11 protein-coding genes are annotated in these 15260 nt (G+C 43.7%); 10 read left to right on the top strand and 1 reads right to left on the bottom strand.

What is annotated here, in order from left to right; genetic code table 11:
• The first annotated feature begins 57 nt into the window (after nt 1–57).
• The 6 genes from ric to MKX60_RS12175 all read left to right on the top strand — a co-directional run bounded on the left by ric (nt 58) and on the right by MKX60_RS12175 (nt 6234).
• On the top strand, nt 58–807 hold the full coding sequence (gene ric, locus MKX60_RS12150) for an iron-sulfur cluster repair di-iron protein (RefSeq protein WP_076284448.1): 750 nt from the start codon (nt 58–60) through the stop codon (nt 805–807).
• 227 nt (nt 808–1034) lie between these two features.
• Nucleotides 1035–1475, top strand: a complete 441-nt coding sequence (locus MKX60_RS12155) for a hypothetical protein (RefSeq protein WP_341059935.1) — start codon at nt 1035–1037, stop codon at nt 1473–1475.
• 209 nt (nt 1476–1684) lie between these two features.
• Nucleotides 1685–2395 carry a hypothetical protein gene (locus tag MKX60_RS12160; protein WP_042190553.1) on the top strand — a complete coding sequence of 237 codons (711 nt, stop codon included), beginning with the start codon at nt 1685–1687 and terminating at the stop codon, nt 2393–2395.
• 218 nt (nt 2396–2613) lie between these two features.
• Nucleotides 2614–5037 (top strand): nitrite reductase large subunit NirB, encoded by a 2424-nt coding sequence (gene nirB / locus MKX60_RS12165; protein WP_341059937.1) that lies wholly within the window; start codon nt 2614–2616, stop codon nt 5035–5037.
• 32 nt (nt 5038–5069) lie between these two features.
• On the top strand, nt 5070–5390 hold the full coding sequence (locus tag MKX60_RS12170) for a nitrite reductase (NAD(P)H) small subunit (RefSeq protein WP_042190549.1): 321 nt from the start codon (nt 5070–5072) through the stop codon (nt 5388–5390).
• Between the two features lie 52 nt (nt 5391–5442).
• Nucleotides 5443–6234, top strand: coding sequence for a formate/nitrite transporter family protein (locus MKX60_RS12175; protein ID WP_076284451.1), 792 nt, complete (start codon nt 5443–5445; stop codon nt 6232–6234).
• A 272-nt stretch (nt 6235–6506) separates the two neighbouring features.
• Here MKX60_RS12175 and MKX60_RS12180 read toward each other — a convergent pair whose 3' ends face one another.
• The gene (locus MKX60_RS12180; protein ID WP_042129903.1) at nt 6507–7232 is read right to left on the bottom strand and encodes a Crp/Fnr family transcriptional regulator; all 726 of its coding nucleotides are present in this window, start codon (nt 7230–7232) and stop codon (nt 6507–6509) included.
• A 418-nt stretch (nt 7233–7650) separates the two neighbouring features.
• On the opposite strand from MKX60_RS12180, the gene MKX60_RS12185 reads away from it, so the two are divergent.
• From MKX60_RS12185 to MKX60_RS12200, 4 genes are all read left to right on the top strand, one after another.
• Nucleotides 7651–9957, top strand: coding sequence for a glycoside hydrolase family 65 protein (locus tag MKX60_RS12185; protein ID WP_341059940.1), 2307 nt, complete (start codon nt 7651–7653; stop codon nt 9955–9957).
• A complete protein-coding gene (locus MKX60_RS12190) occupies nt 9954–12236 on the top strand; it encodes a glycosyl hydrolase family 65 protein (RefSeq protein ID WP_341059943.1) in 2283 nt (760 codons plus the stop codon). Before MKX60_RS12185 ends, MKX60_RS12190 begins: the two co-directional genes overlap by 4 nt.
• A 32-nt stretch (nt 12237–12268) precedes the next feature.
• On the top strand, nt 12269–12904 hold the full coding sequence (gene pgmB, locus MKX60_RS12195) for a beta-phosphoglucomutase (RefSeq protein ID WP_076300843.1): 636 nt from the start codon (nt 12269–12271) through the stop codon (nt 12902–12904).
• A 556-nt stretch (nt 12905–13460) separates the two neighbouring features.
• Nucleotides 13461–15254, top strand: coding sequence for a cache domain-containing sensor histidine kinase (locus MKX60_RS12200; protein WP_445670750.1), 1794 nt, complete (start codon nt 13461–13463; stop codon nt 15252–15254).
• Nucleotides 15255–15260 lie beyond the last annotated feature (6 nt).

Genomic DNA, 15260 nt, shown 5'->3' on the forward strand with positions numbered 1-15260 from the left:
GAAGAAGTGGATAAGATTTATTCAGAACCTAATCCCATAACCCAAGGAGGAGCTATAATGGAAACTAAACAACTTAATGATAGTATTTCGGATTCGAAGCAAGCACAATCGGTACAAGCTGGGTTTACCCCAGATGCACTAGTGAGGGATATTGTATTACAGTTCCCTAAAGCGGCAGATTATTTCAAAGCAAAACGGATTGATTTCTGTTGCGGTGGAGCTAAACCTCTTGCTGAAGCAGCTGCTGAGCGTGGTCTGGATCACGAGATAATCATCGGCGATCTAAACAAGCTGTTCGAAGAGTATCCAGTACCCCAAGAGGAAATCGTTTGGAATACTGCACCTTCAGAAGAATTAATTGACCATATTATTAACAAACACCACCGTTATCTTCGTGAAGAGCTACCCCTCATTAGCCAAAATGTAACTAAGGTATATCGAGTGCATGGCGGAGATTCTCCCCATTTGGTGGAGTTATATAACTTGTTCAACACACTTAAGGAAGATTTACTTGAGCATACGGCTAAAGAAGAAGAAGATGAGTTTCCTAAGCTGTTGACATACGCTGCTAATCCTAGTGAAGAAGGCCTGACATCGCTTCGTGAGTCATTGTCTGAGCTGGAGAGTGAGCATGATGGTGCGGGCGATATTTTGAGAAAAATACGTAGTATTACAGATGATTTCACTCCACCGGCGCATGCTTGCACGACCTATCGATTGACATATGCCCGGCTGGAAGAACTGGAGAGTATGACTTTTGAACACGTACATTTGGAGAATAATATATTGTTCCCTAGGTTTCAGTGAAGGTGAATAGCGTTCTAAAGAGTCCCTTAGGGGGCTTTTTTTATAGGGAATTATAGAAAGTAAAGAAATGCGGATAACTCCGTTGAAAAAGGTAGAAGAAATGATCGTGAAAAATATGGGTAAGATCGATTGATGGATGGATGGCGGAAGGATTGCTTAAAAGCGGACTACGAGATAGCGCCGAATGAGCAAAAAGAGGGGGGGATAAATCCCCCAGAAAATGTGAAATGACGCCATATGAGCAAAAAGAAGGGGATAAATCCCCCAGAATATGCGAAATGACGCCGAACGAGCAAAAAGAGGGGGATAAATCCCCCAGAATATATGAAATGACGCCAAATGAGCAAAAAGAGGGGGATAAATCCCCCAGAATATGCGAAATGACACCGAATGAGCAAAAAGAAGGGGATAAATCCCCCAGAATATGTGAAATGACACCGAATGAGCAAAAAGAGGGGGATAAATCCCCCAGAAAATGTGAAATGACGCCATATGAGCAAAAAGAAGGGGATAAATCCCCCAGAATATGCGAAATGACGCCGAACGAGCAAAAAGAGGGGGATAAATCCCCCAGAATATGCGAAATGACGCCGAATGAGCAGAAAGAGGGGGATTTATCCCCCAGAATATGTGAAATGGCGCCGAGTGAGCAGAAAGAAGGGGATTAATCCCCCAGAATATGTGAAATGACGCCGGATGAGCAAAAAGAGGGGGATAGAGGTTAGCTTTTTAAAAAAAATTGTCAATTTTAGAAGTAAGCTTGTTATTACTTATTTGAGAACATGGCTTGTTTAAGTTATCCTTAAAAAGACAGTATACATAACTTTACAAGCCTGAGACGCTATATGGTCATTAGGCGGGACAAGGCGGTGCCAGGATGCCCATGCGATCTTTGTGGAAATTGATGTTAGGATTAGTCATTGTATTCATAATAGGTGGATGCTCTACTAACAATGACGGCAATAGTAATGCTAATAATGGTGTGGCAGGATCAGAGGGACCGACAATATCAATAAGGGTTGGAGATAATGAACTGCTTACTAAACCATCAGATAGGTTACTTAGTGGGAGTTATAGAAATGGAATATCGATCATGGAGCTACTGAAAGGTAGTAATGTTGCCACATTTGCTGAGGATAACTCAAGCATTGTTTCGGTAAAGGATTTTTCGCTAGAGGCGGGAATGGTTTGGGAGCTTCAGATGGGCGGTCAAATCATTGGGAATGCGGATTGGAATAATACTGTAGGGTATGATTCACAGCTAGTCTTCACCGCGAAGTCGAAGGACCATCAAGCACCACTTCAAACTGTAAGGCTGACCTTGAACGGTGGAAGTGTTGAAGTAGACTTGCATCATACGTATATTATGTTATTTGAAGAGGATTTAACTGTAAGAGATTTGCTCAAAAGCTGTAGTAGCGTACAGTTGGCCGATGACAATAAAAAGGTGCTTTCCGTCGACGATTATACTCCTCTTAGTAATGAAGAATGGAAGCTGAAGGTGAACGGAAAACAACTACTCGATGATGGAATGGATATGAAGCTCAGGGCTCAAGATGAATTGGAGATTTTATTGACTTTACGCTAAAAAAACGTACATTAAGCCAGATCAACGGTTGTTCAGAATCGTTAATCTGGCTTTTTATGTGGAAAAGATATCTAACAATTATCAGTACACTAAAGTGTGAAAATATTCACAATTGAAGTGACTGCAATCACAATGGCGACTTGAATTTGAACCGTATAATTCCAATATGTAGAAGAGAAATTGATCAGGTATTCATAAGCTTGAGGAGGCACCTAACCATGACAACGATAAGAGAAAAACTAGTATTAGTCGGCAACGGTATGGCAGGCATAGGTACGATTGAGCAGATATTGAAGCTGGGTGGAGCTTATGACATCACGGTTTTTGGAAGTGAACCTCACCCCAATTACAATCGGATCATGTTGTCTTATGTTCTTGAAGGAAGTAAGACCCTTAATGATATCATCCTAAACGACTGGAATTGGTATGAAGACAATAATATAACTCTACACACGGGAACAACGGTGACACGAATTGATGAAGGTTCGAAGCAAGTTGTTACGGATAGTGGGATGATAGTCCCCTACGACAAGGTAATTATTGCGACAGGCTCGAATTCGTTTATTTTACCTGTACCTGGCAGTGATAAAGAGGGCGTTGTAGGATTCCGAGACATTTCAGACTGTGATGCGATGCTGGCAGCGGCCAAACAATACAGCAAAGCAGCTGTTATCGGCGGAGGTTTGCTTGGGTTGGAAGCGGCAAAAGGTCTTGTGAACCTTGGTATGGATGTTACCGTAGTTCATTTGATGGAAGATCTGATGGAGCGTCAGCTTGATCGGAATGCCTCCTCGATGCTGCAAGCTGAGCTGGAGCGTCAAGGCGTGAAATTTGCTATGGGCAAACAAACGGTAGAATTGAGCGGGGAACAGAGAGTAAGTGGATTGCGTTTTAGTGATGGCAGTACGCTTGCTGCAGATTTTGTGGTAATGGCTGTTGGAATCAAACCGAACGTGACATTGGCAAAAGATAGCGGAATCTCCGTAAATCGTGGGATCGTGGTGGATGATTATTTGCAAACTTCCATGCAGAATGTATATTCCATCGGCGAATGTGCTGAGCATCGTGGTATGTGTTACGGACTGGTGGCTCCACTATTTGAACAAGGCATGGTTCTAGCTAAACATTTATGTGGTAGCGATACCAAGCCTTATGAAGGTTCGATTGTTTCCACGAAGCTTAAAATATCTGGGGTGGATGTATTTTCTGCAGGTGAGTTTTTGGATTCTCCTGAACACACTGTGATTTCAAGCAAAGATGAATGGAAGAGAACTTATAAGAAAATTTTGCTCAAAAATAATGTGATTGTCGGTGCGGTTTTGTTCGGTGATGTAACGGAGTCCGCGAATCTGCAAAAGCTAGTAAAACAAGGCGCGGTAATGACCGATGAGATTTATACGGAGGTTATGGGAACAGGCTGCTGCGGTGGCGGAGCTAAGAAGAGCACATCCGTGGAAGCAATGGCGGACGAAGAAATTGTCTGCGGCTGCAATGGTGTAACTAAAAAAGCGATCGTAGATGCTGTTACTGAACATGGTTTTACTACTGTGGATGAGATCAAAGCATGCACTGGCGCTACTCGCTCTTGTGGTGGTTGTAAACCCGTAGTAGAACAAATCCTGCAATTTGTCTTAGGTGACAGTTTCCAGCAAGCTGCTAAGCAAGGTATTTGTGGGTGCACAACGCTTAGCCGTGATGAAATTGTTGCTGAAATTACAGCTAAAGGTCTTAAAACAACAAAAGAGGTCATGAATGTACTCGGTTGGAAACAAGAGGAAGGCTGCTCCAAGTGTCGTCCGGCGATTAACTATTATCTAGGGATGATGAACCCTGATACCCATCAAGATGAGAAAGAATCCCGATTTGTAAATGAAAGAATGGGTGCCAATATTCAAAAAGATGGAACCTACACCGTGATACCACGCATGTATGGTGGGGTAACTACGCCGGAGGATTTGAAGAAAATCGCCGACGTCTCCCTTAAATATGACGTGAAAGTTGTGAAGGTAACTGGAGGGCAACGCCTGGATCTAATCGGTGTGAAGAAGGAAGATTTGCCTAAGGTATGGGAAGAGCTGGATATGCCTTCAGGCTACGGTTATGCCAAATCCCTGCGTACGGTTAAGACTTGTGTGGGCTCCCAGTTCTGCCGCTTTGGCACACAAGATTCGCTGGGAATGGGCGCGCTCATAGAACGTAAGTATGAACGTCTTGATTTTCCTGCCAAGTTTAAAATAGCTGTCAACGGCTGTCCACGTAACTGTGCGGAATCCTGCACGAAGGATATTGGCATCGTTGGAAATGATGGTGGTTGGGAAGTGTTTATCGGTGGTAACGGTGGGATCAAGCCACGGATCGCAGACTCCTTCTGCAAAATTAAGACCGATGAAGAGTTGATCGAAGTGTGCTCCGCAGTGATGCAATATTACCGTGAGACCGGCAATTATTTGGAGAGAACTTCCGAGTGGGTTGAGCGTATGGGACTTGAGCGGATTCAAATGGTTATTTTGAATAATGACGATAACCGCAAAGAGCTGGCCGCACGGATTGACTTTGCTCTGACTCAGGTTACGGATCCTTGGAAAAAAATGCTCAATGACAGCAGCACTCGTGCTGCGCTTTTTGAAGAAACAAGAGTCTAGCGGATATAACGCACACAGAAGGGGAGAGACCAATGAATAAGACAACACAAACGTATCCAATAGGATCAGTACAGGATTTCCTGCTGCAGATTGGCCGTGTGGTGATTGCTGGAAATGTGGAGCTGGCTGTATTTCGTACCTCTGACGGAGCGATCTATGCACTTGAGAATCGGAGCCCTCATCCAAAAGGGGGGCCGCTTGCGGAAGGGATCGTTTCGGGTCACTTTCTTTATGATCCACTGTATGATTGGAAAATAGATCTTCGCACGGGTGAAGTTCAGGCACCGGATCAAGGTATCGTTATGACTTATCCAGTCTCCCTTGTCGGAGACATTGTGACAGTGAGCTTGTAGACACCGAAGCTTGTAGTAAAGGATGAAATAGAAAACGGTGGGGTGGAGTACTATGTTTACTCAAAGTGTGGAAAACATTGTCGAGGCGGCAGTCAGCAAGCGAGACCAAATGAATGAAAGTTTACCAAGATATTTTCTAGCAGCCCTTTTGGCAGGAGCATATGTAGGCATTGGGATTATCCTTATTTTTTCGCTGGGAGCGCCTCTAGCGGCTGCCAAATCGCCTTTCCAACCCCTCATTATGGGTGCATCCTTCGGTATTGCCTTGACTCTTGTTGTGTTTGCAGGCTCAGAGCTGTTTACCGGAAATAATATGTTCTTTACGGTTAGTACACTAGCTGGTAGAACAAGTATCTGGGATACTGTCAAGAACTGGGTGCTTGTGTTTGTAGGGAATGTGGTAGGGGCAGTGATTTTAGCACTTTTGATTCGAGGAACTGGACTATTCAGCGCGGCTCCCCCAGAGCATCTGATCTTTGCGGCTGCAGCCAAGAAAATGAGCCTTCCGTTTTCGGAGCTATTTTTCCGTGGAATTCTATGTAACTGGCTGGTCTGTCTAGCGCTATGGATGGCCTCACGCGCTAAAAGTGAAACTGCGAAGCTGGTTCTAATCTGGTGGTGTTTGTTTGCCTTTATTGCGAGTGGATATGAGCACAGTGTGGCTAATATGACGCTGCTGAGTGTTGCTGTGTTGCTCCCGAATCACCCGGACACCGTTACAATTGCCGGATGGGTACACAATATGATACCCGTTACGTTAGGGAATATAATTGGCGGTGGCGTATTCGTCGGCATGGCCTACTGGATGATCTCTCCCGTGCGTGGTACTCAGATCAAGCGTTAAGAGTATATTTATGGTTATAGGGCTGACCTAATTTCGGGTTCAGCTCTTTTTCTAAATATAAGAAAGTATAAGTTTCACGCTATAAATTATCCTTATATTTCTCGCATAAACGCTTACCGTCCATTAGGGACGCCGAAGGCGTTTTTGCTTGTCTTGTGGGATAAAAAAAGACGCCTATGTTAGGCGCCTTTGACCACTCTATTTTATAATGTGCAGAATAATTGGGTCATGTATGTTTCATTGAGGAGAATAGAGGGTACATTATAATGGAATTAAATTCGGCAGATCTCGTTTGGACACATTTCGCAGTGGCAAATTTCCTGCAGCATGCCAAGATCCTTGATGACAATCATACCGTTCTCGTACTCAACCGCGTCTTTTTTACGCAAGTCACTCAGCATCCGGTTTACACTCTCACGAGTGGCACCGATCATGTTGGACAGATCTGTATGCGTAATTTTTTTGTTGATGAGGATGTTCTCACCATCGCTGCTCTTCTCACCATAAGTATTACCAAGTCGAATGAGAGTGGAGCAAAGTGCGCCTGGTTTGCCATACATCATCAGATCACGGAATTTCGTTTGAGTTAGACGGTGATGAATGCCCATCCATTTCATAAAGTCGATGGCAAAATCACAATGTTGGCAAATGAGAATTTCTAAATCCTTTTGCTCGATAACGCCAACTTCACTTTCTTCAATCACTTCTGCAGTAAAGCTGTGCTTGGTGCTGAAGAATGGGTCCGCTTGACCTACCATATCGCCGGCTTGGTACATATAAAGAATAAGTTCTTTACCTTCATCCGTTGATTTAGTTAATTTCACACGTCCACGTTTGATATAAAACAATTTATCCGAGTAGTCGCCTTCCCAGAAAAGATGTGAACCCTCTGGAACAACGCGTTCTTTCATAGTAACAAGAAGTCTGTTGAAATTCTGTTCGGAGAAACAGTTTGTATTTCCGTGGGCTTCGATGACATTGTAATGTTCTTTTAGCATAATCGACATCCCCTTTATTCCCTCAGTTTTTCAGTAAATTTTAAATTAATTATACCTCTAAAATCTTCGATTTGGTTAAGAAAAACCATTTAAAAGTGTCGAATTTTCAACATTGTGATTATTTTCACTTCAAAAGTGCAAGATGTAATATGATTTTTAACTAAAAAGGAGTAAGAAGTATATGTTCTTTATATATCCGCAGTGGCAATCCATTATTCTCAAATAATGGGTCTGTTGCTGTTTTTTTTGTTCTTATTAGATTCTACATATTATACTGCAAAAATTCATGATATAGAAATCCGTTCGATTTCAACTCCGTATAAACGCACACATCTTCATTAAGGTCAGACATTGGCGCAACGGGTATGGAACGATATCCTGAGAATGGAGCAAAAACCAGGAGAAGGGGAAATCATACATGGCTAAAGTGGCTGACAAATATCTTAAGGTAGATCCTTGGGCAATTATTGAAGAGGGCTTTGATCCAGAACGAAATCGGACCTCGGAATCTATTTTTTCACTAGGAAATGAGTATATGGGTGTGCGGGGGTATGCTGAGGAAGGTTACTCTGGGGATTCCCTGCAAGGCAGTTATTTCAACGGGTTAAATGAACAATTGGACATTGGCAATCATTATAAAGGGATTATTCGCTCGCTGAGATATATGGTAAATGCGGTGGACTGGCTGTATACGCGGATCACTGTGAATGGTGAACAGCTTGATCTGGCAAAAAGTAAAATATCAGATTATGTGCGCAAACTGGATCTTCGTAGTGGGACTTATCGGCGGGAGCTAATCTGGCACCTAGATGATGGGAAAAGCTTAAAAGTTGTCTTTACACGCTTGGTAAGTATGACGATGTCTCATCTGGGACTACAGCGGGTGGAATTTGAGCCCCTTAATTTCTCGGGCAGCGTGGACATTTGTGCAGGTCTTGATTTCAGCATTATTCATGAGGAACGCGGCGAATGTATGTGGAGTAGTCTCCGCAGTGGAGAACAAGGATCTACCACAGCTATTATGGCGAGAACAGTGAATACAGCTAACAAGCTATTCTCTAGCTTTTCGTTACAATCTTCACAGCCGCTTCAGCTTACGCGAGTTGAACATGATAAATTTATTGGACAAAGCTTTACTATGGATCTTGCTCAGGGAAAAGAGACCCATTTTACAAAGCTGGTTATCAACTGTTCGGATAGTGAATCTGCCCATACAGCTGAAGAGCTGTGGAGCAAAGGGATAGCTCTTGCTGAAAGTGCAAGCCAACTGAGCGATACTCAAATATTCGCGGATCAGACGGCATATTGGAATGGAATCTGGGAGACAAGTGATATTCGGATCGAGGGCGATCCTGAGAATCAGCAGGGCATTCGTTTTTGCATTTTCCAGCTTTATCAGACTTATCATGGTGATCATCCTGGGTTCAACATCGGCGCTAAAGGATTGACGGGAGAAGTGTATCGTGGTTTGGCGTTTTGGGATACAGAGTCGTATTGCTTACCATTCTATATGTTTAATAATCCTAAGGCTGCACGGAGTTTACTGGACTTTAGATATAAGACATTACCTCAGGCTATGCAACGTGCTAAAGATGTTGATTGCGATGGCGCTTGCTACCCTATTGCTACAATAGACGGAACTGAAAGCTGTGATCTCTGGCAGCATTCGAATCTTCAGCTTCATGTAGGGACTGCTATTTCCTATGGTATCTGGCATTATGTTAAAAATACTGGGGATAAAGAATTCCTGCACAGTAAAGGCACTGAAATGCTGATCCAGATCAGTAGATTCTATGCTACACGCGGTCAATGGGGTCAACAGAGCGGGAAATATGGATATTTTGGCGTAATGGGTCCTGATGAGTTCCAATTGATGGTGAATAATAACTGCTATATTAATTTGATGGCCCAAAAATCATTTGAATACACCTTAGACACCCTGAGTGAAATGAAAGAACAGGCACCAGAGGCTTTTGCAATGGTTGCGGAAAAGACGGGACTCCGTGACGAAGAGCTTAGCGATTGGAAAAATAAAGCAGACAATATGAAGATTCCGGTTGACGAAGTGACAGGAGTATTTGAGGAGCATGATGGATTCTTCGATATGCCACATATTGATATTCATTCCATTCCTGTAACAGAGTTTCCGCTCTACTCGAACTGGTCGTATGATCGATTGTACCGTTATGACATGATTAAGCAACCGGATGTTCTCATGTTTATGTTCTTATATAATGGACAATTCTCTAAAGAAGCGAAGCTTGCTAACTATGAATATTACGAGTCTAGATGTATTCATGAGTCTTCACTTTCACCTTCGATCCATTCCATACTGGCAAGTGAAATCGGTAAGCCAGAAGAAGCCTATTCGTTCTTTGAATTTGCGACAAGACTGGATTTAGACAATTACAACCGTAACACACGCGAAGGATTGCACACGACTTCGATTGCAGCCGCTTGGATGAATATTGTGTATGGCTTTGGAGGTATGCGTTCAGATGGGGATCGTTTGTCCTTCCAGCCTTCATTGCCGGAGCGCTGGAACGAGTATAGCTTCCAAGTGATGTATGAAGGGGTATTACTACGTATTTTGGTCAACAAGACTTCAGTAACGCTCACCGCAATTAATGGGGGTAGCACTGATATTACAGTGTATGGGCAGTCAATTACGGTGGACGCATCCGGGACGACGCTTCCGCTAGGTGAAGGGATGTTGGCTCGATGAGCTGGGCGGTTAGGGATAGCTGTTTTGAAAAGCTACTTGTGACGACGAACGGGAACAAATATATGTTAGGCAATGGCTATATGGGATATCGCGGGACACTTGAGGAATTCGGTAAAACTGAGTTAGTTGCCGTAACTTTAGCTGGTCTATATGACAAAGCGGGAGATAAGTGGAGAGAACCTGTCAATGCTCCTAATGGATTATGGACCAAGATTGTCTGCAACGGTCAACCTTTAAGTGTGCTAGAGCAAGAACCGAGCTCTCATGTTCAGGAGCTGAATATTCGTAGTGCCATTCATCATCGGAGCACTGGTTATAGTCTATCTGATGGTGGGATGTTGACATTTACAGCAGATCGTTTCGTAAGCCAGGACAATCTTCACCTGCTCGTTAGTAAATACTCTATCCATAGTACACAGGACTGCCAAATTGTGATTGAGACCGGGATTGACGTAGATGTATGGGATATCAATGGTCCCCACCTCTATGGTCAAAAAGTAAAGTCACAGGGTGAGGTACTAGTCTCTTCCTCCACTAGTGGAGAATTGAACATTCCGGTAGTTGTGGCGGAGAGAGCCGTATTTAATTTCGGAGATCAGCAACTGGATGAGGGCGCTAGTATTCGCCGGATTTCTTTTGAAGCGCGTGCGGGTGAGACCTATGAATGGTTTAAGTACGTTGCGGTATATACTGGACTTGATGTTAGTGTGCCGGAGTCAGAAGCAGTAAAGTCTGTCCTAGCTGCTGAAGCGCTCGATTATGACGAGTTATTAAAGGCTCATCGCCAGCAATGGGAAGAAAGATGGTCACTTAGCGATGTCATTATCGAAGGCGATGAGGATGCCCAGTTTGCTCTAAGATACAGTATTTATCAGCTGTTAATTATTGCACCTACAGTTTCGGAAAAGGTTTCTATCCCGGCTCGAGGTTTATCGGGTCAGGTCTATAAAGGGGCCGTATTCTGGGATACGGAGATGTTTATGTTGCCTTTCTTCCTGCATACTGATCCAACGGTTGCTCGCAACCTGATGATGTACCGGATTCATACCTTGGACGGAGCTCGCCGGAAAGCCGCGGAATATGGTTTTTTGGGAGCATTCTATGCTTGGGAAAGTCAGGATACAGGAGACGATGCTTGTACACTGTTTAATGTGAATGATGTATTTACCGGTCGACCAATGCGGACTTATTTCCGTGATAAGCAGGTTCATATCAGTGGGGATGTTGTACATGGGATCTGGAAATACGTTCAATTTACAGGTGACGAGAGTCTGCTGACTAGCGGAGGGGCGGAAGTGATCTGGGAATGTGCCCGGTTCTTCTACTCTTATGCTTACTATAATTCAGTAAAAGAACGCTTCGAGATTCTAGATGTAACAGGTCCAGATGAATATCATGAGCGTGTGAACAATAATGCTTTTACGAATGCTCTGGTTAAGGAGACACTGGAGATTGCCTTGCGCACAGCAGAATTGCTGCAAGATAAGTATCCGGAAGTGTACAATCAACTCTCTACAGAGTTTAGCGAAGGTCCGTTTCTGACAGAGTTCAAAGCTATGCTGGATAGCTTCTATGTTCCGCAGCCAGACCCTGCCAGTCTTGTCATCGAACAATTCGACCGTTACTTCACCTTAGAAGATGTTAGGCTGCCAGATTTGAAATCCCGTGTACTCAACAAAAATGAGTATTTGGGTGGCGGTAATGGATTAGCCACAACCACAACAATACTGAAGCAAGCGGATGTCGTATTGATGTTAAATTTATTCAAACATTCCTTCACCAAGGAAGTGAAACAAGCGAACTGGGAATTCTACGAACCGCGCACCGAGCATGGGTCAAGTCTTAGTCCTTGTATCTACGCTTTGGTAGCTGCCGATATTGGTTCGCCTGATTGGGGATATCCATATTTTATGCGCACGGCTACTGTTGATCTCACGGGAGAATCTAAGCAGTACGTAGGCGATCTTTATATCGGTGGTACCCACCCAGCCGCTAACGGTGGTGCTTGGATGGCTGCGGTGCTTGGTTTTGCAGGGTTGGATTATGATGGGGGAACTGTCCATATCAAACCTTCACTGCCTAAACATTGGCAGTCTGTTGAGCTTCCGGTTACGCTTCGGGGAGATACCTTTAAACTGCGGATCAGCAAGGATGAAGTTACAGTTACCACAGCAGCTGACTACAGCGGGACTCTGGTGTTCTCGGTACAAGGGGGAGAAGGAAAGTCCTGTGGTGCAGGTGAGAGCTTGCGGCTAACCTTGGCTGAAGCAACAGTATAGACATTAACTAACAACGGAGAGGAAGTAAATCCATGTTGCAAAATATGAAGGGTGCCATTTTCGATCTGGACGGTGTTATCGTAGATACGGCCAAATATCATTATTTGGCTTGGGCGAGTCTTGCTGACGAGCTAGGCTTTACATTTACAGAGGAGGATAACGAACGTCTTAAGGGCGTGAGCCGGATGAGATCGCTCGATATCCTTCTGGAAGTTGGTGGCCTACAATTTGAAGAAGCGGAGAAGCTTGCGATGGCGGAGAAGAAGAATCGCTTATATGTAGAGTACATCTCTAAGCTTGAGGAGTCGGAACTGCTTCCTGGGGTCAAAGAATACTTAACTGGACTGAGAACGCGCGGAATTGGAATTGCGTTAGGTTCAGCTAGTAAGAATGCAGAGTTTATTTTGAATAAGCTGAACATTACGGATCTGTTCGATGCCGTAGTTGACGGTAACAAAGTGTCACTTGCCAAACCGGACCCGGAGGTATTCTTGATCGCTGGTCAGGAGCTAGGCTTACAGCCGGACGAATGTGTCGTGTTTGAGGATGCGGAAGCGGGCGTTCAAGCAGGTAAGGCTGCAGGTATGAAGGTAGTAGGCATAGGTAAGCCGGAAGTGCTGAAGGAAGCCGATATGGTTGTAAAAGGATTGTATGAGTTGTTGAGTTAAATAAAAAGGTGACCGACTCCAAAGTAGCTGATGCTACTGTGGGGTCGGTCTTTTTTTGCTTTAAATTCCTGTGCTCACGCTGTGTATTCAGCTATCAATTACAACTGCGCACACCAAGTAGTAATGTCGCTCATTGGGTAATCCAATCGCTCATCCAAAGGCTCAATAAATGTGAAGCCCACAACAGTGTAAAACAGAGGCGAATAATACCTCTCATAGCCCCACGCAGTGGCCTTCACTCTCCCTCCCTTTTTTCTGTTTTCGGTTTTTAAGAATTCCGGTGATGGAGTTGCGGAGTGGAGGTTTGGAGCTGGAGAAACGAAGTGGTCGCCTTTATCCTCGGATTTCTACCGCCAAGCGGTATAAAATCAGGAAATCTGAGGATAACAGCGATCGTAAGCCCAAACGCTCCACGCAGTGACGTCTATATCACATGCTCTTATAATCCGCACAACAGAAAAAAACTACATACAAATGACCATAAAAAACTTTAAAATGAACATATGTAAGCGTTTATCCCTTTGATATAGTTATTTAACCCGGAGGTGTGACTATAGTGTTGTCTAGGCTGATTAGATTGATTCGAAAGCTGAGCGTCAAGCAGCAGCTCATCCTACTATTCCTGATTATGATTTCTCCTATTTTCTTTTTGAACATATATGGGAATTTGAAGGCAGAACAAATACTGAAGCGCCATGTTACGAATGCATATGTGGAATTGAACAAGCAGAACTTTACGATCATTAATCGGGATATCGATACAGTAAATAAAATCACTACCACCGTGATTCAAAATCCTCTGATTCAGCAAATGAATATGACTGGCTCGGATACCATACTGGAGCGGGTCAAACGATATGAGACAATAGAGAAGCTGTTGCTCAGTTACTCTCAGGGGGCTGAACGTGGTGATGGCATCTATTACTCCCTTTATATATACGATCCGAATGATTATTACTTTTTTGCTCCCAATTTTCCACAGGTTAAGAAGGCGGGAGTTTATTTCTTTTCTAAAGCCGAAGAGCCTTACTGGTTTGAGGAGGTTGTTCAGAAGAAAGGACGCGGCTCACTGAAGTTCACGGAGAGGCTAAGCGCTCAAGCGGAGAATTTAAAGACACTTACTTACATGAGAGCTGTAAACAACATTTCCAGAAAAGCGGAGACTATAGGGGTTTTAGTCATCACCAAAATGGACTCTAAAATTGGAGAATCTCTCAAATCGATATCTTTGCCTGACGGCGAAATTTACTTAACAGACTTAAACAACCGTGTTCTCGCCTCTACTACGAATAATACTGGAGAAGTAATTGCGTTGCCGGAGACGGTTGTTGCCGAGGATCTGGAAGGTACTGTGGATGTGATTACCTCCGATTTTATCTATGTGGTTAACAATAACCATGCGCTTGGACAAAAACTGGTCTACAAAGTTCCGGTAAAGGCGCTACTGCAGCAACAGAACGAAATGAAAAGTGTTATTCAATATATCACCGTGGCTTATGCAGTATTTGGACTAATTATGATTACGTACTTCTGGCGTTCATTAATGACTCCTTTGCAAAAGCTGGCTTTTTTCGTGCGAAAATACGAGCCGGGTAATCGAGTTCCAGAGACACCACGGAGGGGGAGTAACGATGAGGTCAGTGTGCTGATTGCTTCTACTTATGATATGGCCCGAAGGCTGAACGGATTAATCACATACAAATATCAGATGGAGCTTAAACAGAAGGAATCCCAGCTTCAACTTCTATATCAACAAATCAACCCTCATTTGCTTTACAACACCCTAGAGAGCATTTATTGGAAAAGCTCTTTAGAAGGAAATGTCGAATCCGCCGAGATGATCAAGGAATTGTCCAAACTAATGAAGATCAGTCTTAGTCGGGGAAGGGAGCTGATCAGCCTTGAAGAAGAGCTGGAGCATGCAACGGCCTATATCAAGCTACAGCAGCACCGTTATGATTATGTATTTCAAGTTGTGATGAATATTCACCCGGATACGAAAAGCAACCTAATTCCAAAAATCACGCTGCAGCCATTAATAGAAAATGCTATTATTCATGGGGTTAAAAATATGGGCGAGGATGGTGAGATCACCATCACAGCAGTATGTGAGGATGAAACCGTTAGGATCTCTATTGAAGATAACGGCTATAAGTCTGTTGACTATGAAGCCATAGAAGCTGTATTGAATGATGAAAGCCCCAATCCCACTAGCGGTTATGGTATCCGCAATATTAACCAGCGTATTCATTTACATTTTGGCTCTGATTATGGCATCAGCTATACCCCTCGTACAGAAGGCGGAACGCTAGTAACAGTTAAGCTTCCGAAATCGGAGAATCAGGACTAAGGAAGG

The organism is Paenibacillus sp. FSL R5-0914 (assembly GCF_038004525.1).
Classification (GTDB): domain Bacteria; phylum Bacillota; class Bacilli; order Paenibacillales; family Paenibacillaceae; genus Paenibacillus_AQ.

What these genes read in the sequence shown, in the direction of transcription:
- MKX60_RS12190 (WP_341059943.1), top strand. Translation starts at nt 9,954, where the DNA reads ATGAGCTGGGCGGTTAGGGATAGCTGTTTTGAAAAGCTACTTGTGACG.
- MKX60_RS12180 (WP_042129903.1), bottom strand. Translation starts at nt 7,232, where the DNA reads ATGCTAAAAGAACATTACAATGTCATCGAAGCCCACGGAAATACAAAC.
- MKX60_RS12185 (WP_341059940.1), top strand. Translation starts at nt 7,651, where the DNA reads ATGGCTAAAGTGGCTGACAAATATCTTAAGGTAGATCCTTGGGCAATT.
- MKX60_RS12175 (WP_076284451.1), top strand. Translation starts at nt 5,443, where the DNA reads ATGTTTACTCAAAGTGTGGAAAACATTGTCGAGGCGGCAGTCAGCAAG.
- MKX60_RS12155 (WP_341059935.1), top strand. Translation starts at nt 1,035, where the DNA reads ATGACGCCATATGAGCAAAAAGAAGGGGATAAATCCCCCAGAATATGC.
- MKX60_RS12170 (WP_042190549.1), top strand. Translation starts at nt 5,070, where the DNA reads ATGAATAAGACAACACAAACGTATCCAATAGGATCAGTACAGGATTTC.
- MKX60_RS12160 (WP_042190553.1), top strand. Translation starts at nt 1,685, where the DNA reads ATGCCCATGCGATCTTTGTGGAAATTGATGTTAGGATTAGTCATTGTA.
- nirB (WP_341059937.1), top strand. Translation starts at nt 2,614, where the DNA reads ATGACAACGATAAGAGAAAAACTAGTATTAGTCGGCAACGGTATGGCA.
- pgmB (WP_076300843.1), top strand. Translation starts at nt 12,269, where the DNA reads ATGTTGCAAAATATGAAGGGTGCCATTTTCGATCTGGACGGTGTTATC.
- ric (WP_076284448.1), top strand. Translation starts at nt 58, where the DNA reads ATGGAAACTAAACAACTTAATGATAGTATTTCGGATTCGAAGCAAGCA.